The organism is Sandarakinorhabdus sp. FBCC-B8862, assembly GCF_059745315.1.
Genome location: NZ_CM185574.1, coordinates 2913231 through 2939489, shown reverse-complemented (window position 1 = coordinate 2939489; position 26259 = coordinate 2913231). Strand labels below are relative to the sequence as shown.

Here is a 26259-nt window from a genome sequence, read left to right as displayed (position 1 = left end):
CCATGATTGATCGTCGCCTGATGCTCGCGCTCCCGCTGCTGGCCGCCCCTGCCCCGACCCCTGCCTTCGCCCAGCCAGCCAACAGCATGGCCGCCGCCATCGCCGCCGGCTGGACGGCACGCGGCGTGCGCTTCACCACGCAGCAGGTCGCCGCCCGCATGGCCGGGCAAAGCGGCAAGGCCGCCCTGCTGGCACTGGCCGGCGCCAGCGAAGGCGCCGATGGCGACGAGGTTGAAACCATCATCGAACTCGTGTGGGAGGGCGGCACACAAGGCCCATCCTGGCCGCTGCTGCTGCGCGATCTCGCCGCCGGCCTGCCCGGCGTGCTGCAGGATCAGGCCGGCGATTGGTGGCTGCTCACCGGCCACGACAATGGCCGGTTCACGGTCCGCCATCCCCTCACCGGCGAAACCCGCATGCTCGCCACCCCTTCCGTGCAGCTGATCGGCCGCCCCCTCATCGCCGGCGCCTGATCCCCGCTCCGAAGCAAGGACACCACGACCGACGATCCTCCCCCTCTGGGAGAGGTGGCGCCGCAGGCGACCGAGTGGGCTCGGCAGCGGTCACGCCGACCCATGATCCTCCCCCTCTGGGGGAGGTGGCGCCGCAGGCGACGGAGGGGGCTCGCCAGCGGTCACACCGGCCCATGATCCTCCCCAAACTTGTTTGGGAAGGTGGCGCGCGGCGCGCGCGACGGAGGGGCCGCCAGCAGCGCAAACGCCTCCGTCGCGATTGAACCCGAAAACAACCCCAAACCCAAACAACCCTGGCTGATCGGGCCGCCGCCTCTCAGCCGCAGGGCTCAAGGCTTGCCCGGGCTCACGCTCACAAAATTCCCCGCATCCCCCGGAAAGGCAATCGGGCTTTCGCTGCCATCGGCCGCGACGACTGACACGCCAAAGAACCAGTCGTCGATCACCACACCCTCCAGAGTCAGGCTGGTGGCATCGGCGGGCGCCATGCGGCTATATTGCCATTGCGGCGCCGTGGTGTCGCGCCACCACACCCTGTACCCGGCCGCGCCCTTCACCGGCGTCCAGCTCACCTTGGTGTCGGGGCTCACCTGGCCGGTGATGGTCACCGCCGGCGGCATCGGCGCCCGGGCCAGCGCCGCAAGCGCCGCCACGTTCAGCTTCGTCACCTTGGCCAGATACTGGAAATCCACACCATCGATCAGATCGCCATAGCGGCGGCCGTTTTCCACCCGCACATTCTGGTGCTGTCGGTCATAATGTTCCACCGCCTCGGTGATGCGCACGGCGGGGTAACCGGCCTCCAGCATCCGCGTCTGGTCGCCGCCCCGGCCAAAGCGGTCGGTGCGATACACCATCTTCACATCCAGTCCGTTGATGTTGTGATCGGCCAGGCTGTCAATGAAGCGCGCCAGATTGCGCGAAGGGCTGTCCACCTCCCCGCCATTGTAGCGGCGGCGATTGGCCTGCGCCGGGGTTTCCACCGCCTTGGTGCCTTCGGAAAACACCCGGACATGGCCCGAATCCTTCATGCCGGATGCGCCGGTCGAGTTGCCCACGATGTCGTTGTTCAGCACGGCTTCCACCGTCCAGCCGTGGGCGCGGGCGAAATCGGCCAGCACCTTGCCGCCATTCAACCCCTGTTCCTCGCCCGACAGCACGGCATAAACGATGGTGGCCGGGAATTTGTGCCGGCTCAGCACCCGCGCCGCCTCGATCACGGCGGCGGTGCCGCTGCCATCATCATTGGCGCCCGGCGCATCCCCCTTGGAATCCAAGGGGTCGCTGTTCCGGCTGTCGATATGGGCCGACATGATGATGAACCGGTCCGGCTCGCTGGTGCCGGGCTGGATGGCCAGCACATCCACAATCTCCGTCGGCGTCGGCAGCCGGTCGCCGGTCACCACCTCCGATGGCTTGATGATCTGCAGGCAGTTGCCGCAGGCCGCGCTGAAGCCCTTGAAGCGCTCCTCGGCCCAGCGCCGCGCCGCGCCGATGCCGCGCGTCGGGCTGCTGGTGTCGCTGGCACTGTGGCGCGTGCCAAAGCCCACCAGGCTGGTGATATTGGCCTTCAGCTCCGCCTCGCTGACCGCCTGTGCCAACTGCCCTGGCGCCGGATCGGCAGCCAGCGCCGGAACGGCCATCCCGGCCAGCAGCACCGGCACCCACACGCGCTTCATCATCTCGTCTGCCCCTGTTTGAACTTTGCAAACCCGCTATCAGCCCGCCGCCCCGGTCAGGAAGGCGACCAGTTCGCGCACCTTGGCCTGGCGCCATTGCGGGGTCGGCGCGGTCAGCCACCATTGCCCGCCAGCCGGCACCCCATCCTCCAGCAGCACGACCCGGCCGGCCGCCACATCGGCCATGGCCAGCAGGGCCGGCACCCGCGTCTTGCCCAGCCCGGCGGCCGCCGCATCAATGGCCAGGCCCGGATCAGCCAGCGTCAGCGCACTTTCGACGCACGGCGTTTCGGGATCAAGCGGATGGGCAATACAGGGCGCATCCAGCCCGGCACCGGGGGCGGCCACGGTCACGAGCCGCTCATCGCCCAGGGTGCGGCCATGGATGCCCTCCGCCTGCGGCTCGCCGCCGAAATGGATCGCCAGATCCAGATTGGCCTGGGTGAAGTCCACCTCGCCGGCCTCGTGCGCATTCACGGAAAAGCGCAAATCGGGGTGCAGCCGGCCATAATCCGCCAATCTCGCCGTCAGCCATTTCGCCACCAGCGCCCGCGGCGCCGCCAGGTTCAGCACCTTGCTCGATTGGCCGGCCTGCATCAGCCGCACCGCCTCTTCAAAGGCCAGAAACCCCTGCTGCAACGCCGGCAGCGCCTGTTCGGCCTCCGGCGTCAGCTCCAGATTGCGGGTCAGCCGGCGGAACAGCACGACGCCCAGCGTTTCCTCCAGCGCGCGGATCTGCTGGCCCACCGCCGCCGGCGTTACCGCCAGCTCGTCGGCCGCGCGGGTGAAGCTCAGATGCCGGGCCGAAGCCTCGAACACGCGCAGGGCATTCAGGGGCAGATGGGTCCGCTTCATGGCCGCATTCTGGCCGGCGCCGGGCCGGCGATCAATGCACCGCCGGCCGATCGCCCGGCAATTCCAGCACAAAGGCCGGAATATCGATGGAAAAGCGCGTGCCGTCCTCCGCCATCATCTTGTAGCGGCCTTCCATGCGGCCATGGCGCGTGGCGAGCGGACAGCCCGAGACATAATCATAGGCCCCGCCCGGCGGGATGAGCGGCTGCACCCCCACCACGCCATCGCCGGCCACTTCCTCCACCCGGCCATCGCCATCGGTGATCAACCAGTGCCGCGCCATCAGCCGCACCGATGCCACCCCATGATTTTCCACCCGCACATGATAGGCCCAGACGAAATAGCCGCGATCGGGATCAGACTGGTCGGGCAGGAAATGCGGTGCCACCCGCACAGTGAGCGCCCCGGTGGTGGCGCTGTAGGGGAACATCTGCCCGATCACGCTCATAAGCCGGCTTCCTTCAAGGCCTGATCCAGATCCTCGATCAGGTCGTCCGGGTCTTCCAACCCGATCGACAGACGCAACATGCCTTCGGTGATGCCCATCTCCTCGCGCACCGCGTCCGAAACGCTGGCATGGGTGGTGCTGGCCGGATGCGTCATCAACGAACGCGAATCACCCAGATTGTTGGAAATATCGATGATCGACAGGCCATCCAGCAGCGCCTGCGCCTGGGGCCGGCCGCCATCCAGATGCAGGGCGATGATGGTGCCGCCCGCCTTCATCTGGCGCATGGCCAGATCATGCTGCGGATGGCTGGCAAGGCCCGGATAGACCAGCCGCGGAACTCGGCCTTCGAGGAAGCGGGCAACCTTCAACGCATTGTCACACTGCCGCCGCACGCGCAGGTCCAGCGTCTCCAGGCTCTTCAACACCACCCAGGCATTGAACGGCGACAGATTGGGCCCGGTGTGGCGCGCAAAAGCGAGGTATGTGTCGTTCATCCACTGCGCGCTGCCGCACACGGCGCCGGCCAGCACCCGGCCCTGCCCGTCCATCAGCTTGGTGGCGCTATAGGCGACGATGTCGGCACCCAGCTCCAGCGGCTTCTGCACGATGGGGGAGGCAAAGGCATTGTCCACCATCACCAGTGCGCCGGCATCATGGGCGATATCGGCAATGGCCCGGACATCGCACAGGTCGAGGCCGGGATTGGTCGGGGTTTCGAGGAAAAACGCCTTGGTGTTCGGCCGCCGCGCCTTGGCCCAGGCTTCGGTGTCGCGCGCGTCCACCGTGGTCGTCTCGATGCCAAAGCGCGGCAGGATCGTATCCACCAGCACCCGGCAGGAACCGAACAGCGCCCGCCCGGCCACCAGATGGTCCCCGGCCGAAAGCGTCGAAAGCAGCATGCCGGTCATCGCAGCCATGCCGCTGGCCGTGGCCCGCGCTGCCTCTGCGCCCTCGATCAGCGCGATGCGCTGCTCCAGCATCTCCACGGTCGGGTTCTGCAGCCGGCTGTAGGTCATGCCCGGCCGTTCGCCCCGGAACCGCGCCGCCGCCTCCTCGGCATTGTCGTAACAATAACCGGAGGTCATGAAGATGGCTTCGCTGGTTTCACCCACCTCCGTGCGCATGGTGCCGCCGCGCACCATCTGCGTGGCGGGGCGCCACCGCTTCACGATTTCGGGATTCTGTCCGGCCGTCCGCTTCATGAAAAAACGATAATTCACGCTGCGCTGCAACGCAATGAAGCGACAGGCTTTCTTGCCAAAGCGTCACGTGAAATTGACAGTTTCTGTCAATCCGGCTGGACATTCCCGCCCGCCGGCTTGCCCCGCACGATCAGCAGATACATCACCGGCGTCACCACCCGGCTGAGCAGCGTCGACGAGACCAGCCCGCCAATGATCACCCAGGCCAGCGGGCCATAAAGCCCGGAACCCGACAGGGCGAGCGGCAGCAGCCCGCCAATCGCCGTCACACTGGTCAACAGCACCGGCAGGAAGCGCACCTCGCCAGCCTCTTCGATGGCTTCGCGCAGCGGCCGGCCGGCCGCCCGCAGCTGGGTGGTGAAATCCACCAGCAACAGGCTGTTCTTGATCTCGATCCCGATCAACGCGACGAAGCCGATCACGGCGGTATAGCTCAGCGAATTGCCGGTGAGGAACAGCGCCACCAACCCGCCAAACAGCCCCAGCGGGATCACACCCGCCACCACCAGCGTCTCGCGGAACCGGCCAAACTCGATCACCAGCACCGCCAAAATGCCAAACACCGCCAGCGCGATGATCGGCCCCAGCCCGCCAAAGCTGCGCGCCGCCGTCTCGGCCTCGCCGCCAATGTCAAAGCGATAGCCTTCGGGCAGCTTCACCCTTTGAATGGCGTCCACCACCGCCTTGTTCACCTTGGCGGTCAGATAACCATCGGCGATCTGGGCATCGACAAACACGATGCGGCTCTGCCGGTCGCGGTTGATGCGCGGCGGCGCCGAATCCAGATAGGGCGCCGCAATCTCGCGCAGCGGCACCGCCCCCCGGCTGCCAGGCACATAGATATCGTCCAGCACCCGCACATCATGGCGCTCCGCCAGCGGCAGGCGCACCACCACGTTATAGCTGTCGCCCTCCACATCCCGGAATCGGCCGGCATTTTCCCCCGCCAGCGCCAGCCGCAGCGCCCGACGCGGTGCCCCCGGCGCCACCCCCAACAGGGAGGCCTTGTCATTGTCCAGCCCCAGGTTCAGCCGCGGCTGGTCCACCGCCACAGCGTTGCGCACATCGCGCGTGCCCGGCACGGCGCGCATCACCTGCTCCACCTCGCCCGCCAGCCGCTTCAGCACCGGCAATTCCGGCCCGACGATGCGGATCTGGATGGGCGCATCGATCGGCGGCCCGTTCTGGAAGATCTTCACCACATACTGCGCGTTGGGATCCGCCGCCAGCCGCGTGCGCAGCCGGTCCACCAGCGCCGGGCTGCCCTCGTCCCAGCGTTTCAGCACCACCAGCACCTCGCCGATGTTGCTGCGCTGATCAAAATTGCGCTGGTTGTAGAAAATCTGCGGATTGCCGCGGCCCACATTGCTCATCACGGCGGCAACATCGGCCTCACCCTTCAATGCGGCCTCCACCGCCTGCACCGCGCGGTCGGTGCCGGGAATGGCGGTGCCCTCGCTCGCCGTCACCTGCACCAGGAAATAGGGGGTTTCGGCCGGCGGAAACAGGCTGGACCCAATCAACGGCACCAGGCCAAAGCCCGAGATGATCAGCGCGGTGGCCGCGATCATCGCCCGGCGCGGATGCGTCAGCCCCCAGTGCAGCACCGGCTGATAAAACCGGTGGATGCCCACATTCACCGCCTGCAAGAACCGGTTACCATGCTCGCTTTCGGTGCGCGGCAGGATGCGGCTGGCCAGGAACGGCACAATGGTCAGCGACACCAGCAGCGACGCCGCCACCGTGCCCAGCACCGCCACCGGCAGGCTGCGGGTGAACTTGCCCGCCCCTTCCGGCAATTGCGTCAACGGCAGAAAGGCAAACAGCAACACGAAGGTGCAGCCGATCACCGCCACCGCAATCTGGGTGGTGCCATCGATTGCCGCCGTCTCCCGCGTCTTGCCCATGCGCAGGTGGCGGGCGATATTCTCCGTTACCACGATGCTGTCGTCCACCAGCAGGCCCAGCGCGATGATAAAGCCCGAAATCGCCAGCTGGTTCAATGTGAAGCCGCTCCAGGCCAGCACCGCCACGCCCATCGCCAGCGACAGCGGCACCGAAATCATCACCACCAGGCTGGCGCGAAAGCCCAGCGGCAGCAGCGTGATCAGCACCAGGCCCAGTGCAATGCCGAAATCCCGGCCCAGCTGGCTCAGCTTGCGGGCAATATCGTCGCTCTGGTCAAAGCCCACCACCATCTGCACATCGGGCGGCAACAGCGGGCGATAGGCATCGGCCGCCTTCACCGCCGCATCCCGGATGTCGAGCACATTGAGCCCGTCCTTCTGGGTCAGCGTCACCCACACCGCGCGCTTGCCGTTGTAGCGGGCAAAATGCGGCTGCTCCTCATAAGCCCAGCCAACCGTGGCGATATCCTTCACCCGCACGATGCGGCCATCCTGCGCCCGCACCGGCTCGTCGGCCACTTCGGCCACCGATTTGTAAGCGCCGCCGGCCTGCACGTTCAGCCGCGCCTCGCCGGCCTGCACCGCACCCGGCGGCAGATCCTGCCCCCCACCCCGCAACGCATCGGTCACCGCCGTCGCCGGAATGCCCAGCTGCGCCATGCGGCCGGTGTCCAGCGCCACACGCATTTCCGGCGTCGGCAGCGCCCACACCCGCGTGGCGCGCACCCCCGGCACCCGGATCAGCCGCTCGCGCAAGTCCTTGGCAATCTTCTCCAGCCGGCGATAACTCGCCGTGTCCGACACCAGGGCAAATTGCAGCACGGCCGCTTCCGTGGTGCGGGTCTTCTGAAACTCCAGCCGGGTCAGCGCCGAAGGCAGCGTCTGCCTTATGGCGTTCACCTCGCGCACCACCTCGTCATAATTTTTCTCAGGGTCGCCGTCCCAGCTGAACTCGGCGGTGATCACCGCGCTGCTGTCGGTCGATCGCGACTGCACGCGCACAATGCCGTCCAGCCCCTGCACCACATCCTCGATCGGCTTGGCGATGGTCGATTCCATGTCGGCCGGCTCGGCGCCCGGCACGGTGGCGACAATGTTGATGAACGGCGACGGGAAATGCGGGTCAACCGACCGCGGAATGCTCAGGAACGCCGAAACCCCCAACGCCAGCAGCGCCAGGAACACCACCAGCGTGATCTGCCAGCGCTGGATGGCAAACCGGATGATGCCGCTCATTTGGCGGCACCCGCAACCGCCACCACCTGGCCATCGCGCAGCCGGTCAACGCCGGTCACCACCACCTGCTCGCCCGGTGCCAGGCCGGCGGTGATCACCACCCCATCGCTGCCCACCGTGCCCAGGCTCACCAGCCGGCTGCGCACCCGCTTGCCGGCCGGCTCATAGACATAAACAAAGCCCTCATCGGCGCGCGCGCCAAACACCGACGTGGCCGGCACCCGGATCGGCGCGCCCGGCAACGCCGCGCCCAGCAGCAACCGCGCCCGGCCAATCTGTCCCGATGCCAGCCGCGCATCGGCCGGCAATTTCACCTCGATGCGGAAGGTGCCGGTGCCATCATCACCGCGCGCACCCACCTCGCTCACCACCCCGGCCAGCGCCTGGTTGCCCAGCGCCGGAATATACACCTCGGCGCGCTGCCCCGCCTTCACCCGGGCCGCATCCCGGTCCGCCAGCGGCAGCCGCAGCACAAAGCCCTGGCCCAGCTCGCCCAGCGTCAGCACCGGCGCGCCCGGCTGGGCAATCTGCCCCGGCTCGCCCGGCCGCGCCAGGATCACCCCGGCCGATGGCGCCGCCAGCGTCGCCAGCTGCACATCAAACCCGCTCGCCCGCGCCCGGGCCGCCGCCGCTGCCATGGTGGCGCGCGCCTGCTCCACCCGCGCCGCCGTCACCCAGCCCTTGGCAAACAAATCCTCGGCACGGCGAAGATCAGCCTCGGCCCGCACCACCTCGGCCCGGGCCGAGGCGACATTGGCGCCAAGCGCCGTGGTGTCCAGCCGCGCCAGCACCTGGCCAGCGCGCACCCGGTCGCCCTCGCGCACCAATATGGCGGCAATCCGGCCGGGCGTGTTGAAACTCAAGGGCGTCTCACGCTTCAGGCGCACCGTGCCCGAAACCTCCAGCCGGGCGCTGGCATCGGCCGGGGCCGCCGCCACCAGCCGCACCGGTGCCGCCGGCTCTGCCGCCGGCTTGGGCGCCTCCTTGGCGCCACAACCGGCCAGCAGCAACGCCGGGCCAAACGCCATCATCAGGATCGAAAAAGCCGAAGTCTTCGCCATGCGCCGCGCCCGCTGTTCTGATCGGTTCCCGGTCAGCCACCACTGGCCACCAGCTTTTGATTCCGACTCAAGAGTATCGGGATGCGCGCTGCGGCGCAAGACTTTTGAGCGCTGCTCAAACATGTCGCAGCCCGCCGGCCCGCCCCTCCGCGGCACCAGCCAGGCCAACCGCGTCAGTCGCGGATCACCAGCGCATTCAATGTCAACGCCACGCCATCATCATCGGCCGTGCCCGGCTCCACCACCAGCTCGGCCAGGATATGGTCGGGGATGCTGATATCCAGATCCGGCGCCACGGCCACCACATGCGCCAGCGCCGCCGCCGCGCCCGGCCCGTCAAACCTTATGTCCAGCTCATGCCGGCCGCCGGTCAGCGTCAGGCTGGCCCAGTCGCGGCAGCGCAGCTCCTCGATCACCAGGCGCACGCCCATCGGCGTCACCATCCCGGCCACGGCGCGCAGGATCGCCGCCTGCACCCGATCAGCGTGCGGTCGCATGGGCCACCTCCCCACCAGCGCCGGCCGCCTGTCCGCTGATATGGGCCAACACCCGCGCCCGCGTCGCGGCCCGCGGCTCCCGCCCGCGGCGCAGATCGAACACGAATCGCGGATCACCGGCCACCAGCCGGCCAAAGCGCGAGGGCGGAACATGATTGGCGCGAAGATATTTTTCCACGACAGGCAACAGGCTCATGTCGTCAACTCCCTACAACTATGGACTATATTCCATCCGATCCCTCGCGATTCGGTTGGAATACCTGTTTATCGAAATTAAAATCCTACTAGTCTAGGAAAAAAACTACTGCTATGGGTCCGCTCGCGGATCAGAGAGGAGGTCCGTGGGTCATGGACAGCATCGCCATCCGGCAACGGCTGGACGCGCTGATCACGTCACGCGGCGAGGATTATGCCTCGCTCTCGCGGCGTCTCGGGCGCAACGCCAGCTACATCCAGCAATTCATCAAACGCGGCGTGCCCCGCCGCCTTTCCGAATCCGATCGGCGCATCCTCGCCCAGCATTTCGGCATCGCCGAACATCTGCTCGGCGGCCCCACCGATCTCGGCCACACCCTGCTGCCCCGCCCCGGCCTCGCCCGCGCCGCCGAAGATTATGTGCTCATCCCCCAATACCAGGTCCGCGCTTCGGCCGGCCCCGGCGCCCTGCCCGATGCCGAGGCACCCAGCGCCGCCATCGCCTTCCAGGCCGGCTTCATCCGCGACATCGCCCCCGGCCCGCCCGACCAGCTCGCCATCCTCAGCGTCGATGGCGACTCCATGTTCCCCACCCTCGCCAACGGCGACCAGATCCTCATCGACACCGCCGATCGCACCCCCTCCCGCGACGGCATCTACGTCCTGCGCGTCGATGATGCCCTCATGGTCAAACGCCTCTCGCTGAACCCCGCCACCCGCCGCCTCACCATCCGCTCCGACAACGAAGCCTACCCCTCCTGGCCCGATTGCGACCCCACCGCCGTCCACATCATCGGCCGCGTCGTCTGGGTCGGCCGCAAACTCGGCTAGGATTTTGCCTATTCCCTGAACGGCAAGAGAAAGGGACGGCCTCCGGCGGCCAGGGGCGAGGCCCCTGGACCCATTCGTTTTCACGCGTACACGCCCATCACAGATCCTCCACAAACGCGTTTGGGGAGGGGGACCGCCGAAACGGCGGTGGAGGGGCCGCGCCCAGAACCTGCCACCAACACCCCAATCGCGGTCACGACCACCGCCAGGCTGCCGTCACCAACCCGGCATCCGCGGTCACCGCCACCCCCAAATCGGTCACCAAACGCCCCAGTTTCGCCACGCCACCCCACACGCGAATCCCAACACCACACCCACCAGGCCCCGCCCACCAACGAAAAATGACAACCAAACCAACCAGATAACCCCGCCCCTGTCCTACACACCCCGAAACTGCGACACTCCCCCTGCTCCTTGACAATCAGCCGACAAGAATCGTTCCTCCCCAGCCGCAGGATGGGAAGGTTGCGCGACAAGCGCCGGAGCGGCCGTGCGCCTCACCACCGCACAGCCCACCCAACAGACGACAAGAAAAAGACAGCCTCCGGCGGCCAGGGTCGCAGACCCTGGACCCATTCACCTTTACGCACACCCGCCCATCACCGATCCTCCCCAAACTTGTTTGGGGAGGTGGCAGCCCTGGCGAAGGCCGGGGCTGACGGAGGGGCCCGGCAATGCAGCGACCCAACGGTGGAGAAGCGATCCTCCCTAGCCGAAGGATGGGGAGATGGCGCGCGGCACGCGCAACGAAGTGGTCCGGCGCCAACCCAGCACCGCGCAGACAACAGGAAGATCAGTGGCCAACCCAAACAAACGGGTGCAGGGACTGCGTCCCTGCCCGCCGGAGGCCCCCTTCTTCCGTCCTTACTCCGCAGCCACCCCCAGCAGCCCGCCCTGACGGTCATCCGTGTTTGCCGGCACGGCTTCGCTGGCGGCCTTGGCGGCCTTGCGGGCGTCGAAGGCGGACCAGACTTCGTTCCAGTCGCCCTTGGTGGCGGCCTTGGAATATTCGGTGGCGCGGGCTTCGAAGAAGTTGGCGTGTTCGACGCCGTTGAGCAGCGGCGTCAGCCACGGCAGCGGGTGTTCGTCGATCATGTAGATCGGCTGCAGGCCGAGCTGCTTCAGGCGCCAATCGGCGATGAAGCGCACATATTTCTTGATGTCCTTCGGTGTCATGCCCGACACCGGGCCCATTTCGAAGGCCAGATCGATGAACGCGTCTTCCAGGCGCACGGTGCGCTGGCACACATCGGCGATGTCGTCGCGGATGCGGTTGGTCAGCACCCCCGTTTCGGCGCAGAAAGTGTGGAACAGCTTGATGATGCCTTCGCAGTGCAGCGATTCATCGCGGACCGACCAGGAGACGATCTGCCCCATGCCCTTCATCTTGTTGAAGCGCGGGAAGTTCATCAGCATGGCGAACGAGGCGAACAGCTGAAGCCCTTCGGTGAAGCCGCCGAACATCGCCAGCGTCTTGGCGACATCCTCGTTGGAGGAAACGCCAAACGTGTTCATATAATCATGCTTGTCGCGCATCTCCTTGTAATTCAGGAACGCGCTATACTCGCTTTCGGGCATGCCGATCGTGTCGAGCAGGTGGCTGTAGGCCGCGATGTGGATCGTCTCCATGTTGGAGAACGAGGTCAGCATCATCTTCACTTCGGTCGGCTTGAACACGCTGCCATATTTGTCGTGATAGCAATCCTGCACCTCGACATCGGCCTGGGTGAAGAAGCGGAAGATCTGGGTGAGCAGGTTGCGCTCGTGATCGGTCAGCTTCTGGGCCCAGTCACGGCAATCCTCGCCCAGCGGCACTTCCTCCGGCATCCAGTGGATCTGCTGCTGGCGCTTCCAGAAATCATAAGCCCAGGGATATTCGAACGGCTTGTAGCTCTTGGAGGCTTGAAGGAGCGGCATGGTCTCAATTCCCGATAAAAATCAATAACTTGCGATTGGGAGGGGGATTGGGCAATGGGTCGTGGAGTCCATGGCCCAATCCCCCTGTCCCTCCGGCCGGGCAGCATCCCGGCCGGTGCGCTGCCCGGCGGGATGGCCGGGCAAGGGGGCGCCGCCTGCCATCACTGGCAGGCCAGGCATTCGTCATAATCGCGGCGTTCCACCTGGATCACCGGGGCTTCCGCCGTGTTGTCGGCCTCCACCCCGCCGGCAAAACCGGCGCGCTGCACGCTCATGGAGCGCAGATAGTAAAGCGATTTGATGCCCAGTTCCCAGGCACGATAATGGAGCATGAGCAGATCCCACTTCTCCACATCGGCCGGGATGAACAGGTTGAGGCTCTGCGCCTGGTCGATATAGGGCGTGCGGTCCGCCGCCAGTTCGACCAGCCAGCGCTGATCAATCTCGAACGCGGTGCGATAGGTGGCCTTTTCCTCCGGCGTCAGAAACTCCAGATGCTGCACCGAACCGCCGCGTTCCAGGATGGAATTCCACACCGCATCGCTGTTTTTCACCTTCGAAATCAGCAGCTTTTCCAGATAGGGGTTCTTCACCACAAAGCTGCCCGACAGCGTCTTGTGGGTATAGACATTGGCCGGGATCGGCTCGACACAGGCCGAGGTGCCGCCGCAGATGATCGAGATGCTGGCCGTCGGCGCGATCGCCATCTTGCAGCTGAACCGTTCCATCACCCCCATATCGGCGGCATCCGGGCACGGCCCCCGCTCGGCCGCCAGCGTCATCGACGCCTGGTCCACCTGGGCGCGGATATGCTTGAAGATGCGCATGTTCCAGCTCTTGGCCATGGCGCTTTCAAACGGGATGCCGCGCGCCTGGAAGAAGCTGTGCAGGCCCATCACGCCCAGGCCCACCGACCGCTCGCGCATCGCGGCATAGGCAGCGCGGTGCATCGCCGGTTCGGCCCGGTCGATATAATCCTGCAGCACATTGTCGAGGAAGCGCATGCAATCCTCGATGAACTGCGGGTGGCCGTTCCACTCGTCCCAGGTCTCGATGTTCAGGCTCGACAGGCAGCACACCGCCGTGCGGTCGTTGCCCAGATGGTCCGGCCCCGTCGGCAGGGTGATTTCCGAACAGAGGTTGGACGTCGACACCTTCAGCCCCAGATCGCGCTGGTGCTTGGGCATGGTGCGGTTCACCTCGTCGATGAAGATGATATAGGGCTCGCCCGTCGCCAGCCGGGTTTCCACCAGCTTGGTGAACAGCGCCCGCGCATCCACCTCGGCGCGCTTCTCGCCGGTCTTGGGGCTGACCAGGTCAAACTTGTTGCCGTCGCGCACCGCTTCCATGAACTTGTCGGTCACCAGCACGCCATGGTGCAGGTTCAGCGCCTTGCGGTTGAAATCGCCCGACGGCTTGCGGATTTCCAGGAACTCCTCGATCTCCGGGTGGGAAATGTCGAGATAGACCGCGGCCGAACCCCGGCGCAGGCTGCCCTGGCTGATCGCCAGCGTCAGGCTGTCCATCACCCGCACGAACGGGATGATGCCGCTGGTCTTGCCATTCAGGCCCACCGGCTCGCCAATGCCGCGGACATTGCCCCAATAGGTGCCGATGCCACCCCCGCGCGAGGCGAGCCACACATTCTCGTTCCAGGTGCCGACAATGCCCTCCAGGCTGTCCGACACGCTGTTCAGATAGCAGCTGATCGGCAGGCCGCGGCCGGTGCCGCCGTTGGAGAGCACCGGAGTCGCCGGCATGAACCACAGCTTCGACACATAATCATAGATGCGCTGGGCATGTTCGGCATCATCGGCATAGGCCGCCGCCACGCGGGCAAACAGATCCTGATAGGATTCGCCCGGCAGCAGATAGCGGTCGTCCAGCGTGTCCTTGCCGAAATCGGTCAACAGCGCATCGCGGCTGCGATCGACCGTCACCGGGAATTTCCACGGCATGATCTCGCTGGTGCCCAGAGCCTCCTTCGGCCGGGACTGCGCCGCCGCCGCAGCTGCCGCCGCCAGCACACCCTGGGCCAGGTTGGCCGCCAGCGCGTCGCCGCCCTCTTCAGTGCGCTCCGGGTTCAGAGTGGCGCTGCTGTCTGTCATTCGAAACTCGCTCATGTCTTTTTTCGCCCCTCAATCATAGGAGGGGAACAAACCGGGGTCACGTCTCTTTGTTGCCGCAGCAACATTTGTCCCCGATATCCACAGCAACCCCGCCCGGCTGCTGTTCTGTCCCCCGCCCCGCAACCACCACAACTTGTGTCTGATGGTCGCCGAAACACCATCAATAGTGCCACAGCCGAGTCACGACGCAAGTCCATTGTTTGCTTGACGTGCCCCGAAATGGTTGAATCGGCGGCGATTCATCCACAGGCCGCGGGCTCGTCCTTGGCCAATCAAGGGCTTGCCCACGGATGATGAAAATCCGCCACAGCAGCCGCCCAAACTTTACCCGCTGCGCCGGCCGGCCTATCAGTTGGGCCAAGGCTGTGGCCAAGCGCCGCGCCGCGTGTCGATGCCAGTTCAGGAGGCAAACCCATGACCGTGATCCGCGAGGAAGATGTCATCGAATCCGTGGCCGATGCGCTGCAATATATCAGCTATTTCCACCCGATGGATTATATCCGGGCACTGGGCACCGCCTATGAGCTGGAACAGTCCCCGGCGGCCAAGGACGCCATCGCCCAGATCCTCACCAACAGCCGCATGTGCGCCGAAGGCCATCGCCCGATCTGCCAAGACACCGGGATTGTTGTCGCCTTTGTGAAAATCGGCATGAACGTCCGTTGGCAAGCGACGAAAACCGTTCAGGAAATGGTGAACGAAGGCGTGCGCCGCGCCTATCTCCACCCGGAAAACAAGCTCAGGGCCTCGATCGTCGCCGATCCCGCCTTCACCCGGGTCAACACCCGCGACAACACACCGGCCGTCGTCCACATCGAAATGGTGCCGGGCGATCATGTCGAAATCATCGTCTCGGCCAAGGGCGGCGGATCGGAGAACAAGGCCAAGTTCGCCATGCTGAACCCGAGCGATTCCATCCGCGACTGGGTGGTGAACACCGTGCCCCTGATGGGTGCCGGCTGGTGCCCGCCCGGCATGCTCGGCATCGGCATCGGCGGTTCGGCGGAAAAGGCGATGATCCTGGCCAAGGAGTCGCTGATGGACCCGATCGACATGGCCGAGCTGAAGGCCCGCGGCCCCAACAGCCCGATCCAGGAGCTGCGCATCGAGCTGTATGACGCGGTCAATGATCTCGGCATCGGCGCGCAAGGGTTGGGCGGCCTGTCCACCGTGCTCGACGTGAAGATTCTCGACACGCCGACCCACGCCGCCTCCAAACCGATCGCCATGATCCCCAATTGCGCTGCCACCCGGCACGCGCATTTCACCCTGACCGGCAACGGCCCGGCCTATCTGGAACCGCCGGCGCTGGAAGATTGGCCAAAGGTGAACTGGACGCCAGACAAGGCCTCGAAGCCGGTCAATCTCGACACGCTGACCCCGGCCGAAGTGGCCAGCTGGAAGCCGGGCGACCGGCTACTGCTCAATGGCAAGATGCTCACCGGCCGCGACGCCGCCCACAAGCGCATGGTGGACATGCTGGCGCGCGGCGAGACGCTGCCGGTCGATTTCACCAACCGCGTCATCTACTATGTCGGCCCGGTCGACCCGGTGCGCGACGAGGTGGTTGGCCCCGCCGGCCCCACCACCGCCACCCGCATGGACAAGTTCACCGAAACCATGCTGGCGAAAACCGGCCTGATTGCCATGATCGGCAAGGCTGAACGTGGCCCGGCCGGGATCGAGGCGATCGCCCGCCACAAGGCGGCCTATCTGATGGCCGTCGGCGGCGCCGCCTATCTCGTCTCAAAGGCAATCAAGGGCGCCCGTGTGCTGGCCTTTGAGGACCTGGGCATGGAGGCGATTTACGAATTTGATGTCAAGGACATGCCGGTGACTGTTGCGGTCGATTCCGAAGGCACCAGCGTCCACAAATCCGGCCCAGCCGACTGGCGCGACCGCATCGCCGCCGCCCGCGCCAAACAACCGGCCTAATCGGTCACACCCCCAGCAGCCCTCGCGCAGTCGCTGGCCACCAGGGCTGGAAATACAGCCAGATCGATGTGGCCTCAGTGGCCAGAATGAAGGCCGCCGCAGGCACGAATTGCGGGTGCAGGCGGCGACGGGATAGCAGATCATATCCTGCCAGCAGCACAAGCATCCCCCAGGTCAACGGGAATCGCGACAAAGTCTGGCCAGCAGGGCCCGCACCCAAGATGTCGATTATGCTGTCTCCCATCCACCGCGTCAGCCCGGTATCAAGCACGGCGGCCATGGCCATTATCAGCAGCCGCTTGTGCGCGCCGGGTTGCCGGGTCTGCAGCAGCGCCGCGGCCGTCAGGGCTGCAAACGGGACGAGATGGCCCAGCTGGGTGGCCAGCCGCTGTACCGGCCAGGCCGGATCGATCACCAGCTTGGCGCGATCGGATGCCCAGATGGTTCCGATTGCCGTTAGCACCAGTGCGCCGGCAACCAACGCCCCATATCGCCGGCCGGCGGCGCGGTGCGCCGCCATGTTACCGGCCCGTACACGCACCATTTGCCAGCTAAGCAGCACCATCCATCCGAAGGAAAGGGCGGCATGCAGGTGGGTAACTGTTTCATAGGGCTTGGCCGTGGTGGAGGCAAAATGGGAGGCCATATCCGGCAGAAAGCCCGACAGCAGGCCAAACCACAAGAGACCGATGCCCACCAGCACCGCCGTGCGGTCATGAACATGGACATCGTCGAACCCGACACTTGACACCGGCCGTTGCGCGGCCGCTCCTCCGATCAACGTCGCCATATTCCCCCCGCGAGTTGCCCACTCTCAGCGTGGATAAGACATCTGGCCGTGTCAACGCCGCTTGGCGCCAACCTCATGCACACATGCCCCGCACAACGTCCGCGCTGCAATCCTGCTCGCAAAGGATGACTTGCCGCACGATATTGTAAGGCAGGTCCGTCAGGTCATGCCGGCTTCACTGGCGATTTGAGGCTTTGTCTTGGCGGCCAGCGGTGGTCCGAAACTCACTGCTCCGCAATGCGACCACGCAAATACGACGGCCATTCCAGCGAGATGGTCGGCATAAGAACGGCTCGTACCAAACAATGGGTGAGAATCAAGTTGCAAAGCCTGTTGATAAGCATTATCATGTTGTGATTGCTGCTATTTTTGTCAGTCAGGACTATCCCTGATGGCGAGGGCGCCGCCACGGGTGGCACATGCGTGGCAGCAGCGCCGAGGGTCAATGGCGCTGCCCGAAAGGGTTCACCGCCATGCGCCATCCGTTGCTTAGCCTGCTCGCCGGCACGGCCATCCTGTCTGCCCCGGCCACGGGCACCACGATCTTTGGTTCGCTCGGGAATTTCGATGCCGTGAATGACACCGGCAAGGTCGCCCACGGTTTCGAGATCGAGCTGGAAGGGCTGCACGTCAACGACATCACCGACACGTTCGGTGGCGCCGGCCGCGGTTTCCCGACCACGGTCGAACGCTATGGCGCACCAACCATCACCAGCTACACCAACGGTGCCAGCTTCGGCGTCCGCGTCACCTACCGCGCTGATCTATCCGGCAATCCGTCCGGCTGGGTCGGCACCCCGTCTGGCGTCTATGCAACGCCGGGCGAAAGCTGCTGGACCGGCGGCGGCTCCGGCTACGGCCCGGCCACGCCATGCGACCATTTCGGCGTCGGGCTGCGGGCCAACCCCACGAAAACCACCTACAGCTGGCTGGTCGAACAGACGCCTGGCTCGGCCACGCTGGTCAACGCCACATCCAGCGTGCTGGCACCGGTGTGGACGGTGACGCCCGCCCCGCCGCCACCGCCCGGCAATCCGCCGCCGCCACCGTTGGTGGTCGCGAAGATCGTCGCGCCGGAACCGGCCGCCTATGAATTCGGCACCGCCATCTGGGCCAAGGTGTTCACCACCGAAATTGAACATGCCGTGGCCCTGGAAGACCTGCTGGGCGGCAACCCGCTGGTGCAGCAGGCGGAACAGAACACCGAAATCGAATGGCAGCTGCTGCAGAAGGACAGCGGCAACCCCAATTCCGGCCAGCTGGAAAATGGAAACGCCGCACCCGTGGGTGCGCTGGCACAATCGATCATCCGCCGGTACGAATTCTACGCCTTCACCGGCGCCTATGATCCCGACACGCACGAGGCGCTGTTCGATCCCGGCTTTGGCGACTCCAACCCGGGCCCGAACGATGTCGGCAACTTCATCGGCGCCCAGAACGCCGCGCTCAACTTCGCGGCCGCCCCGGTCGTCGGCGGCGTGCCCGAACCGGCCAGCTGGGCGATGATGCTGCTGGGCTTTGGCGCGATCGGCACGGTCAGCCGGCGGCGGCATCGGCTGGCCTGACAATCAGAACCAGTCCGAGTGTTCCAGCCCAAATACACCCTTGGATCGGAGATTGTTCGACATCGACCCGCAATACCGGCCGCCATGCAAGACGACGGGCGGGGGCAAACATTACGAGATTGACATGTTTACCCCTCCAGCTCACCATCACTGGCACGCGGCAGCTCCCGCCCCCATTGCTGCCGCGATGGATGGAGGTCGACCATGCGTCATCCGCACTTTCTTCTCATCCTGGCTGCAAGCCTGTGCGCCAGTCATGTGGCCAACGCCCACGCACCCGCAACATTGCCGACACCGCGCTATTTGCCGGAAATCAGCGAATGGCGGAGCGACGACCCGGCGCCGCGCCCGGGTCTCATGCTGGAAATGCTCACAGTGCTCGACATTGCTCGCGAAAACTGCACCGGCAGCCACGGCCGCATGCTGGCCCGCTACACGCCGCGCATGTTGAGCTGGCGGCGCATTTACTTCCAAACCGAACGCGGCAATTTGCGTTTTCAATATCGTCGGGCTTACGGCGAGCGTTGGGAAACCGTGCTGACCAACCAGCTGGCGGAGATCCGCAACCGCTATCAGGCGCATCCCGATCGGGAGCGCTTTTGCCGGCTGGCAGCCATCGTGGCCCGGGATGGCAGCGGCGAACATGGCGAAAATGATCTGCGCATGCTTTTTGCCACCATGATCCGTTACATTGATCCGGTGGCAAGCGAAACGCCTGCAACCTGACCGGCCGCCGGAGGCCGGTTGCGCTGCGGTGCGCGAGGCTGCATTGACACGGCCAATGATCTCGCACCTCCCCGCCGCCGTGCTGTTCGATATGGATGGCCTGTTGCTCGATACCGAGCGGCTGATCCGCGATGCCATGCTGGCGGTGATGGCGGATCGCGGCTTTGCAATGGCGGCCGATGATTATGCCCTGCTGATCGGCCGGCCCGAACCGGCCAGCCGGGCGATCATGCTGGATCGCTTTGGCCCAGGCCTTGATTATGATGCCATGCGGGCCGAGGTGCGCCAGCGCATCCGGACCGAGTGGGGGCCGCTGCGGCCGCTGAAGCCCGGTGCGGCAGCGCTTGTGGCGCAGCTGAACACATCCGGCATTCCCTGCGCGGTCGCCACCAGTTCCGAACATGATCTGGCCCGCAGCCTGCTCGGCCCGGTCGGGTTGCTCGATGGCTTTGTCACCATCGTCGGCTGCGATGACGTTCCTCACGGCAAGCCGCATCCAGCCCCCTATCTCACAGCCGCGAGCCGGCTTGGCGTTGATCCCGCCCATTGCCTCGCCCTGGAAGACAGTCACAACGGCGTCCTCTCCGCCCATGGCGCCGGCTGCCAGGTGGTGATGGTGCCCGATCTGCTGCCCGCCACGCCCGAAATCCGGGCCCGGCTGGTCGCAGTTGCGCCCGATCTCGGCACCGTGGGCCATTGGCTGGCCGCGGTTCAGCCTGGCGAAAGCCCGCTCATGGCCAAGTGATCCCGGTCTTGGGGAGGGTCGTGTGGTGATGCGTCGTATGGGTCTGGTCATGCTCATGCTGGCTCTGGCCAGTTGCAGCAACACGGGCGGTCGTCGCCCGCCGCCACCAGAGGTGTTCCGCCCGCAGGCACCACCCCCAACGGCGCTGGCGCCTGCGCCGCCAGTTGATGACACGCCCGACAGCGAAATCACCTGGGCGCTGCGCGGCGGCCTCAATGTCGCCGCTCTGTTGTGCAATGACCGTTCGACCACAGCCAATTACAACCAGCTCCTCAAACAGCATCGCAGCCTGTTCAATGAAGCCTATGCCGCCCAGCAGGCCCGCTATGCCCGCCTGCACGGCAGCGCCGGCGTGTCCCGATATGATGCCGCGATCACCCGGCTCTACAACGGTTTTGCCAGCATTCCCGATCGCCGCCGCTTCTGCCTGATGGCGGCCCGCATCAGCCGCGATGCCCTGGGCCAAAGCTCCGATACGCTCGCCCGCTCCGCCCGCCGGGCGCTGACCACGCTGGAACCCGGCGCCCTGCGGCTGGTGGAATCAGCCCGCTAAAGCGCCGCCACCAGCGCGTCATAGGCCGGGATCGTCACCCCCATGTTGCCGCGGTTGCTGGCGACCGGATGGCTGCCGAGCCGGGCGATCACCACACTGGCCGCCCGGTCAACATAAATGGCCTGGCCATGCACGCCCAGCGCCATGGCCTGGCCGCCGGCACGGTGCCACCATTGGCTGGCATAGCTGCCATCGGGGTTGCCGGGATAGTTCACATGGGCAAAGGCAGCCGGATCGCCGCCTCGGAAGATCCGCGCCACCACCGCCTCCGGCACGATCTGGCGCCCGTTCCAGCACCCGCCCAGCCGCATCATCTCCCCCACCCGGGCGATATCGCGCAGTGATGCCATCAGACCGCCACCGCCAAAGGCGGTGCCCAGCCGGTCCACCGCAATCGCGGCATCCGCCTCCATCCCCATCGGCTGCCAGAACCAGTCGCGGATCAGCGCAGCCAGCGGCAGGCCGCTCACCCGCTCCACCAGCCATTGCAGCGCGGTGGTGTTGGGCGTACGATAGACGAAATCCCCGCCGTGCGGCGCATCCTGGCCCAGGCTGGCGACGAAGGCGAAATGCCCATCCGGCCCGTCATAGCCGGCCAGACGCGGCATCCATGCCCCGGCAATGCTCATGCGTTGCACGTCTGAAAGGCCCTGCTGCCCAGCGACATAATCCTCCGAAAAGGCGAGGCCAGTGCGCATGTCGAGGATTTGGCGCACCGTGGCATTGCCCAGCCCCGAACCTCGCAGTTCAGGCACATAGTCAGCGGCCTTCGCATCATCTGTCAGCTTGCCTGCCGTAATCAGCATCTCGGCCGCCAACCCCACAAAGCTTTTCGTCACCGAAAACAGGATATGCTGCGTGTCGGGCCGCGTCACACCGAACCAGCGTTCATACACCACCCGGCCTTGGTGCAGCACCAGAATGGCATCCGTATAGGTCGCCGCCAGCGATTGCCGCCAGCTGATGGCCTGCCCGGCCAGCGTGGTCAGCGTCACGTCGTCCAGATCATCGCGCAGCGCCGCCGGCAGCGGGCTCACGTCGCCAGCGCGCGGGATCGCGGCCGTCGGCACCAGTTCGCGCATGTGAGAAAAGCCCCAGCGATACTGGGGAAAGCGCCACATCGATCCATCATCCCATCGCACCTGGGTGGCAGCCTGCGGCGGCGATCCCGCCATCCAGCCCATGGCCACCGGATCACTGGCGGCGGCATCCATCATGTTTTCATAAGGATAGCCTGTAACATGTGCAGATGATGTGAAGTTCATACCGCCCCGGTCGCCCGCACAGGCAACCCCTCCCCTTGGTGTTGTGTGCCAGCGATGCTAGGCCTGCACCACACGCCCGGCAAGGAGGCCCCGTCATGCGCACCGCCCTATTCTCGCTCGCCCTGCTGCTCGCCATCCCGGCCGCTGCCAAGGCACCGGCCGCCACGCCGGAACAGCGGCTCGCCGCCGCCGGCCTCACCCTGCCGCCGCCCAACGCGCCGATCGGCCTCTATGTACCCGCCGCGCGCGTAGGCAAGCTGTTGTTCCTCGCCGGCCATGGCGAATGCCCGGCCGGGGGCGCCGGCCGCCTGGGCGACACGATGGATGTCGCCGCCGGCAAGGCCAATGCCGCCAAGGTGGCGCTGTGCATGCTGGCCACGATCAAGGCCCAGCTGGGCGATCTCTCCAAGGTCAAGCGCGTCGTGAAGGTGATGGGCCTCGTCAACGCCACGCCCGATTTCACCCAGCATCCCGAAGTGATGAACGGCTTTTCCGAAGTGATGGTCACCGCCTTTGGCGATGCCGGCAAGGCACCCCGCGTCGCCGCCGGCGCCGGCAGCCTGCCGCGCGGCTGGCCGGTGGAGGTGGACGCCATCATCGAGGTGAAATGACGCCCGGCACATTCTGCCACGGCCATTGACCTTGCCATCCGTTGCGCGCCACAACCATGGCCGGGTCGCTGGAACATTGGCCAAGGGAATATCGTTTGATTCGCACCTGTCTGCCGCCGGTTGTGGCGGCCCTGCTGGCCTCCACCGCGGCCATCGCCGGCACCGAACCGCTGTATCAGCCCGCTCCGGCCTGGGTGCAGCCCGCCGCCATTCCCACCACCCCCGGCCTGCCGCCCCTGGTGCTGTTCGACACGCAGCAACGCTATGAAGGCGCGTCCAGCTGGTCCTACAGCGATGTCGTGCGCCGCATCGCCAATGCCGAGGAGCTGGGCAAGCAGACCTCGCTCACCCTGCCCTGGGTGCCCGACAAGGGCGATCTCATCATCCACCGGCTGGAGATCATCCGCGCCGGCCAGGTGATCGATCTGGTTGCCAAGGGCCAGCGCTTTGCCGTGCTGCGCCGCGAAGCCAATCTGGAACAGCAGATGGTGACGGGCGTGCTCACCGCCACGCTTGATGTCGAAGGGCTGCAGGTCGGTGACATGCTGCGCCTCGCCTATTCCATCACCGGCAGCGACGCGGCGCTGGGCGGCAATGTCCAGGGCGCCGCTCTCCTGCTGCCGGCGCCGGCACGGCTGGGCTTTGGCCGCGTGCTGCTCAGCTGGCCGGCCGGCAAGGCCCCGCATTATCAGGCGCTGCAACCCGGCCTCACGCCGCAGGTCAGCATGGCTGCCGGCTATGAACAGGTCAGCTACACGCTGCCGGTGGCCAAGCCGGCCGAAATCCCGCCCAACGCGCCCGGCCGCTTCAAGCGCCCGCCGGTGGTGGAAGTCTCCAGCTTTGCCACCTGGGCCGATGTCGCCCGGGTGATGGCCCCGCTGTATGAAACCAAGGGCCTGATCAAGCCCGGCAGCCCCCTGAAGGCCGAAATCGCCGCCATCACGGCCGCCACGCCCGACCCGCTGGAGCGCACCCAGCGCGCCCTGCAACTGGTGCAAGACAAGGTACGCTATCTCGCCGTCACCATGAATGGCGGCAATTATGTGCCGCAAAGCCCGGATCAGACCTGGTCGGCCCGTTATGGTGACTGCAAGGCAAAGACCCTGCTGCTGCTGGCCCTGCTGCACGAGATGGGGATCGAGGCCGAAGCCGTGCTGGCCAACATCGGCCAGGGCGATCTCGTTTCGGTGCGGCTGCCGAGCGCGCTCGCCTTCAACCATGTGCTGGTGCGCGCCCAGGTGAACGGGGAAAGCCTGTGGCTGGATGGCACCAGCAGTGGCGACCGCCTGGCCGACATCCGCGACACGCCGCCCTTCTTCAACGTGCTGCCGCTGCGCACCAAGGGTGCCGAACTGATGCCGCTGAAAATGCGGCCCAACGGTCGGCCCGGCCTGTCCGTCGCAGTGGCGGTGGATGAAAGCGCCGCCATCGATCTTGATCCGGTGGCCGAAGTGAAGCTGGTGCTCACCGGCCGCGGCGCCGTGCAGTACAATGCCGCCGCCGGTGGGCTTGGCCCCAAGGAAGCCCATGATCTGATTGCCAAGCTGGTCAAGAATCAGCTCGGCAATGTCGATGTCGGCAAGGTGGCGGCCAGCAGCAATGCCGACGATGGCAGCGTCACCATCACCGCCAGCGCCGTGTTCGACGAACAATGGGACGAAGATGGCCAGCGCTTCACCCGCGTGCTCGACAAGCTGCTGGCCCGCATCGATTGGACCGTCGATCGTGGCCGGCCGGCCTGGGCCCAGATCCCGGTGATTACCGATCTGCCCAGCGGCGTCGCCTATGATCTCACCGTCAAGCTGCCCGACAATGGCAAGGGCATCACCCTGGATGGCACGCCCGCCTTTGATGGCACCATCCGCGGCGAACATCTGGTGCGCAGCGCCAGCCTGGCCGGCGGCATCGCCCGCATGACCGAACGGATGGACAGTTTTGGCCTCGAAATCCCCGCCAACGCCGTGGCCGCCGAAAAGGACCGGCTGGCCAAGGCCAAGGCCAGCGCCCCACGCCTGATCGCCAATCGCGAAGCGCGGCGCTATTTCGATGTGGCAGGCAAGGATCCGCCCGGCGCTACCCAGTTGCGGGCGGCCGAGACGATATATGCCGATCTGATCGCGCTCGATCCCGAAGAGGCGGACAGCTGGCACAGCCGCGGCCGGCTGCGCTTCAACGCCGGCAATTTCACCGGGGCCCGCGATGACTATCGCAAGGCCGTCGAACTGGCACCCACCGCGCAGCGCCACCTCAACCTGTCCAACGCCCTGTCCAAGCTGGGCGACGCTGCCGGCAGCCTGGCCCAGGCCCAGGCCGCCCATGATCTTGATCCGGCCAACGGCCGCGGCATCGATACGCTCGCCTCGCTGCTCGCCGAACAGGGCCAGCTCGATGCGGCCGTGGCCTTGCTGGATGAACGCATCGCCGTCGGCGGCGAGGACAAGGAGGATTATGAGCTTGCCCGGGTCAGCCTGATCGGCGAGTTCGGCGATCTTGCCGCCGCGCTGGAGACGATGGACACGCTGATCAAGGCCACGCCCGGCAATTGGCGGCTCTACAACGCCCGCTGCTACATGAAAGGCCAGCGCAAGCAGCAGCTGGAAAGCGCCGTGGCCGATTGCAGCAAGGCACTGGAACTGGGCGGCAATGCCGGCGTGCTCGATTCCCGCGCGCTGGTCTGGGCGCAGCTGGGCCAGAACGACAAGGCGCTGGCTGATGTCGATGCCGCCCTCGCCCTTGATCCGGATATCCGCGAAAGCCGCTTCCTGCGCGCTGTCCTCCTCGCCCGCCTCGGCCGGGCGGCGGACGGCGCGCGCGATCTGGGCATTGCCCGCCGCCTCGATCCGCAGATCGACCGCATGTTCGCCCGCTATGGGATCATGATGAAGAAATGAGCCTGACCGACCGCGATCACCTGCCCGCCATTCTGGCACATGCCTGGGCCCTGCTGGTGCGCGGCGGCGCCGACCGCAAGAGCCCGCTGCACACGCCGGTGGTGTGCAGCGTCGATGCCGATGGCCTGCCCCAGGCCCGGGTGATGGTGCTCAGAAAGGCCGATCCCACCGCCGCCACCCTGCGCTTCCACACCGATGCGCGCAGCCCCAAGGTGGCCGAACTCGATGGCAAGCCGGTGGCGGTGCTGGCCTATCACGCACCCGAACAGATGCAGCTGCGCCTCGCCGGCACCGGCCGTGTGCTCACCGATGGCGACATGGTGGATGGCATCTGGAATCAGTCCACCCTCTTCGCCCGCCGCTGCTACCTCGCCGAATCCGCCCCCGGCACCCCCCTGCCCGGCCCGTCCTCTGGCCTGCCGGCCTGGATCGAGGGCCAGCAGCCAACGCCCGATCAGATCATCCCGGCCCGCGCCAATTTCGCCACCCTGTGGGTGGAGGTGACGGCGATCGACTGGCTCCACCTCGCCAACAGCGGCCACCGGCGCGCGCTGTTTCGCAGCGCAGATGGCTGGGCGGGGGAATGGCGGGCGCCGTGAGGATGCTGCCGGCGGCGAAGCCGCCAAGTCCGTTCAGAGCGCCAAGGAAAAAAGAGAAAGAAGAAGGGGCGCGGCAAAGCCGCGCCGTCGAAGCTGTTCTGCCGGGCTGATGCCCGGCAGAACAGCCCGGCCGCCCTTGATCGAGT

22 protein-coding genes are annotated in these 26259 nt (G+C 66.1%); 10 read left to right on the top strand and 12 right to left on the bottom strand.

Annotation, left to right across the window (positions count from 1 at the left end; genetic code table 11):
- The first annotated feature begins 2 nt into the window (after nt 1-2).
- Nucleotides 3-473, top strand: a complete 471-nt coding sequence (locus tag AC6BOR_RS14150; RefSeq protein WP_498059012.1) for a hypothetical protein — start codon at nt 3-5, stop codon at nt 471-473.
- Nucleotides 474-802: 329 nt separating this feature from the next.
- Here the strand turns inward: AC6BOR_RS14150 and AC6BOR_RS14145 are convergent, their stop codons facing one another.
- The 8 genes from AC6BOR_RS14145 to AC6BOR_RS14110 all read right to left on the bottom strand — a co-directional run bounded on the left by AC6BOR_RS14145 (nt 803) and on the right by AC6BOR_RS14110 (nt 9557).
- Nucleotides 803-2155: a M28 family metallopeptidase gene (locus AC6BOR_RS14145; protein ID WP_498059011.1), complete on the bottom strand. Its 1353-nt coding sequence runs from the start codon at nt 2153-2155 to the stop codon at nt 803-805.
- 36 nt (nt 2156-2191) lie between these two features.
- Nucleotides 2192-3007: a LysR family transcriptional regulator gene (locus tag AC6BOR_RS14140; RefSeq protein WP_498059010.1), complete on the bottom strand. Its 816-nt coding sequence runs from the start codon at nt 3005-3007 to the stop codon at nt 2192-2194.
- A 31-nt stretch (nt 3008-3038) separates the two neighbouring features.
- A complete protein-coding gene (apaG, locus tag AC6BOR_RS14135) occupies nt 3039-3455 on the bottom strand; it encodes a Co2+/Mg2+ efflux facilitator ApaG/CorD (protein WP_498059009.1) in 417 nt (138 codons plus the stop codon).
- Complete coding sequence (gene metZ, locus AC6BOR_RS14130; RefSeq protein ID WP_498059008.1) at nt 3452-4660, bottom strand: O-succinylhomoserine sulfhydrylase; 1209 nt, start codon at nt 4658-4660, stop codon at nt 3452-3454. The genes apaG and metZ overlap by 4 nt, the downstream gene beginning before the upstream one ends.
- An 86-nt stretch (nt 4661-4746) precedes the next feature.
- On the bottom strand, nt 4747-7803 hold the full coding sequence (locus AC6BOR_RS14125) for an efflux RND transporter permease subunit (protein WP_498059007.1): 3057 nt from the start codon (nt 7801-7803) through the stop codon (nt 4747-4749).
- Nucleotides 7800-8864, bottom strand: coding sequence for an efflux RND transporter periplasmic adaptor subunit (locus AC6BOR_RS14120; RefSeq protein ID WP_498059006.1), 1065 nt, complete (start codon nt 8862-8864; stop codon nt 7800-7802). Before AC6BOR_RS14120 ends, AC6BOR_RS14125 begins: the two co-directional genes overlap by 4 nt.
- A 173-nt stretch (nt 8865-9037) precedes the next feature.
- The gene (locus AC6BOR_RS14115; RefSeq protein WP_498059005.1) at nt 9038-9361 is read right to left on the bottom strand and encodes a hypothetical protein; all 324 of its coding nucleotides are present in this window, start codon (nt 9359-9361) and stop codon (nt 9038-9040) included.
- Complete coding sequence (locus AC6BOR_RS14110) at nt 9345-9557, bottom strand: hypothetical protein (RefSeq protein ID WP_498059004.1); 213 nt, start codon at nt 9555-9557, stop codon at nt 9345-9347. Before AC6BOR_RS14110 ends, AC6BOR_RS14115 begins: the two co-directional genes overlap by 17 nt.
- 152 nt (nt 9558-9709) lie before the next feature.
- Here AC6BOR_RS14110 and AC6BOR_RS14105 point away from each other — a divergent pair, with 152 nt between their 5' ends.
- On the top strand, nt 9710-10387 hold the full coding sequence (locus AC6BOR_RS14105) for a S24 family peptidase (protein ID WP_498059003.1): 678 nt from the start codon (nt 9710-9712) through the stop codon (nt 10385-10387).
- A gap of 864 nt (nt 10388-11251) precedes the next feature.
- On the opposite strand, the gene AC6BOR_RS14100 is transcribed toward AC6BOR_RS14105, so the two are convergent.
- The gene (locus tag AC6BOR_RS14100; protein ID WP_498059002.1) at nt 11252-12304 is read right to left on the bottom strand and encodes a ribonucleotide-diphosphate reductase subunit beta; all 1053 of its coding nucleotides are present in this window, start codon (nt 12302-12304) and stop codon (nt 11252-11254) included.
- Between the two features lie 161 nt (nt 12305-12465).
- Nucleotides 12466-14427, bottom strand: a complete 1962-nt coding sequence (locus tag AC6BOR_RS14095; RefSeq protein WP_498059001.1) for a ribonucleoside-diphosphate reductase subunit alpha — start codon at nt 14425-14427, stop codon at nt 12466-12468.
- Between the two features lie 420 nt (nt 14428-14847).
- On the opposite strand from AC6BOR_RS14095, the gene AC6BOR_RS14090 reads away from it, so the two are divergent.
- Nucleotides 14848-16368: a fumarate hydratase gene (locus tag AC6BOR_RS14090; RefSeq protein WP_498059000.1), complete on the top strand. Its 1521-nt coding sequence runs from the start codon at nt 14848-14850 to the stop codon at nt 16366-16368.
- A 4-nt stretch (nt 16369-16372) separates the two neighbouring features.
- Here AC6BOR_RS14090 and AC6BOR_RS14085 read toward each other — a convergent pair whose 3' ends face one another.
- The gene (locus AC6BOR_RS14085) at nt 16373-17158 is read right to left on the bottom strand and encodes a hypothetical protein (protein WP_498058999.1); all 786 of its coding nucleotides are present in this window, start codon (nt 17156-17158) and stop codon (nt 16373-16375) included.
- 473 nt (nt 17159-17631) lie between these two features.
- Between AC6BOR_RS14085 and AC6BOR_RS14080 the strand changes: the two genes are divergently transcribed.
- The 4 genes from AC6BOR_RS14080 to AC6BOR_RS14065 all read left to right on the top strand — a co-directional run bounded on the left by AC6BOR_RS14080 (nt 17632) and on the right by AC6BOR_RS14065 (nt 20747).
- Nucleotides 17632-18723, top strand: coding sequence for a PEPxxWA-CTERM sorting domain-containing protein (locus AC6BOR_RS14080; RefSeq protein WP_498058998.1), 1092 nt, complete (start codon nt 17632-17634; stop codon nt 18721-18723).
- Between the two features lie 204 nt (nt 18724-18927).
- On the top strand, nt 18928-19449 hold the full coding sequence (locus AC6BOR_RS14075) for a hypothetical protein (protein ID WP_498058997.1): 522 nt from the start codon (nt 18928-18930) through the stop codon (nt 19447-19449).
- A 55-nt stretch (nt 19450-19504) separates the two neighbouring features.
- Nucleotides 19505-20194: an HAD family hydrolase gene (locus AC6BOR_RS14070; RefSeq protein ID WP_498058996.1), complete on the top strand. Its 690-nt coding sequence runs from the start codon at nt 19505-19507 to the stop codon at nt 20192-20194.
- A 49-nt stretch (nt 20195-20243) separates the two neighbouring features.
- Nucleotides 20244-20747, top strand: a complete 504-nt coding sequence (locus AC6BOR_RS14065; protein ID WP_498058995.1) for a hypothetical protein — start codon at nt 20244-20246, stop codon at nt 20745-20747.
- On the opposite strand, the gene AC6BOR_RS14060 is transcribed toward AC6BOR_RS14065, so the two are convergent.
- Nucleotides 20744-21964 (bottom strand): serine hydrolase domain-containing protein, encoded by a 1221-nt coding sequence (locus tag AC6BOR_RS14060; RefSeq protein WP_498058994.1) that lies wholly within the window; start codon nt 21962-21964, stop codon nt 20744-20746. The two genes, AC6BOR_RS14065 and AC6BOR_RS14060, sit on opposite strands and share 4 nt — an antisense overlap.
- 143 nt (nt 21965-22107) lie before the next feature.
- Between AC6BOR_RS14060 and AC6BOR_RS14055 the strand changes: the two genes are divergently transcribed.
- The 3 genes from AC6BOR_RS14055 to AC6BOR_RS14045 all read left to right on the top strand — a co-directional run bounded on the left by AC6BOR_RS14055 (nt 22108) and on the right by AC6BOR_RS14045 (nt 26113).
- Entirely contained in the window at nt 22108-22623 is a 516-nt protein-coding gene (locus tag AC6BOR_RS14055; RefSeq protein ID WP_498058993.1) for a RidA family protein, read from the top strand.
- A 95-nt stretch (nt 22624-22718) separates the two neighbouring features.
- Entirely contained in the window at nt 22719-25514 is a 2796-nt protein-coding gene (locus AC6BOR_RS14050; RefSeq protein ID WP_498058992.1) for a tetratricopeptide repeat protein, read from the top strand.
- On the top strand, nt 25511-26113 hold the full coding sequence (locus tag AC6BOR_RS14045; RefSeq protein WP_498058991.1) for a pyridoxamine 5'-phosphate oxidase family protein: 603 nt from the start codon (nt 25511-25513) through the stop codon (nt 26111-26113). The genes AC6BOR_RS14050 and AC6BOR_RS14045 overlap by 4 nt, the downstream gene beginning before the upstream one ends.
- Nucleotides 26114-26259 lie beyond the last annotated feature (146 nt).

What these genes read in the sequence shown, in the direction of transcription:
- AC6BOR_RS14150 (WP_498059012.1), top strand. Translation starts at nt 3, where the DNA reads ATGATTGATCGTCGCCTGATGCTCGCGCTCCCGCTGCTGGCCGCCCCT.
- AC6BOR_RS14145 (WP_498059011.1), bottom strand. Translation starts at nt 2,155, where the DNA reads ATGATGAAGCGCGTGTGGGTGCCGGTGCTGCTGGCCGGGATGGCCGTT.
- AC6BOR_RS14140 (WP_498059010.1), bottom strand. Translation starts at nt 3,007, where the DNA reads ATGAAGCGGACCCATCTGCCCCTGAATGCCCTGCGCGTGTTCGAGGCT.
- apaG (WP_498059009.1), bottom strand. Translation starts at nt 3,455, where the DNA reads ATGAGCGTGATCGGGCAGATGTTCCCCTACAGCGCCACCACCGGGGCG.
- metZ (WP_498059008.1), bottom strand. Translation starts at nt 4,660, where the DNA reads ATGAAGCGGACGGCCGGACAGAATCCCGAAATCGTGAAGCGGTGGCGC.
- AC6BOR_RS14125 (WP_498059007.1), bottom strand. Translation starts at nt 7,803, where the DNA reads ATGAGCGGCATCATCCGGTTTGCCATCCAGCGCTGGCAGATCACGCTG.
- AC6BOR_RS14120 (WP_498059006.1), bottom strand. Translation starts at nt 8,864, where the DNA reads ATGGCGAAGACTTCGGCTTTTTCGATCCTGATGATGGCGTTTGGCCCG.
- AC6BOR_RS14115 (WP_498059005.1), bottom strand. Translation starts at nt 9,361, where the DNA reads ATGCGACCGCACGCTGATCGGGTGCAGGCGGCGATCCTGCGCGCCGTG.
- AC6BOR_RS14110 (WP_498059004.1), bottom strand. Translation starts at nt 9,557, where the DNA reads ATGAGCCTGTTGCCTGTCGTGGAAAAATATCTTCGCGCCAATCATGTT.
- AC6BOR_RS14105 (WP_498059003.1), top strand. Translation starts at nt 9,710, where the DNA reads ATGGACAGCATCGCCATCCGGCAACGGCTGGACGCGCTGATCACGTCA.
- AC6BOR_RS14100 (WP_498059002.1), bottom strand. Translation starts at nt 12,304, where the DNA reads ATGCCGCTCCTTCAAGCCTCCAAGAGCTACAAGCCGTTCGAATATCCC.
- AC6BOR_RS14095 (WP_498059001.1), bottom strand. Translation starts at nt 14,427, where the DNA reads ATGAGCGAGTTTCGAATGACAGACAGCAGCGCCACTCTGAACCCGGAG.
- AC6BOR_RS14090 (WP_498059000.1), top strand. Translation starts at nt 14,848, where the DNA reads ATGACCGTGATCCGCGAGGAAGATGTCATCGAATCCGTGGCCGATGCG.
- AC6BOR_RS14085 (WP_498058999.1), bottom strand. Translation starts at nt 17,158, where the DNA reads ATGGCGACGTTGATCGGAGGAGCGGCCGCGCAACGGCCGGTGTCAAGT.
- AC6BOR_RS14080 (WP_498058998.1), top strand. Translation starts at nt 17,632, where the DNA reads ATGCGCCATCCGTTGCTTAGCCTGCTCGCCGGCACGGCCATCCTGTCT.
- AC6BOR_RS14075 (WP_498058997.1), top strand. Translation starts at nt 18,928, where the DNA reads ATGCGTCATCCGCACTTTCTTCTCATCCTGGCTGCAAGCCTGTGCGCC.
- AC6BOR_RS14070 (WP_498058996.1), top strand. Translation starts at nt 19,505, where the DNA reads ATGATCTCGCACCTCCCCGCCGCCGTGCTGTTCGATATGGATGGCCTG.
- AC6BOR_RS14065 (WP_498058995.1), top strand. Translation starts at nt 20,244, where the DNA reads ATGCTCATGCTGGCTCTGGCCAGTTGCAGCAACACGGGCGGTCGTCGC.
- AC6BOR_RS14060 (WP_498058994.1), bottom strand. Translation starts at nt 21,964, where the DNA reads ATGATGGATGCCGCCGCCAGTGATCCGGTGGCCATGGGCTGGATGGCG.
- AC6BOR_RS14055 (WP_498058993.1), top strand. Translation starts at nt 22,108, where the DNA reads ATGCGCACCGCCCTATTCTCGCTCGCCCTGCTGCTCGCCATCCCGGCC.
- AC6BOR_RS14045 (WP_498058991.1), top strand. Translation starts at nt 25,511, where the DNA reads ATGAGCCTGACCGACCGCGATCACCTGCCCGCCATTCTGGCACATGCC.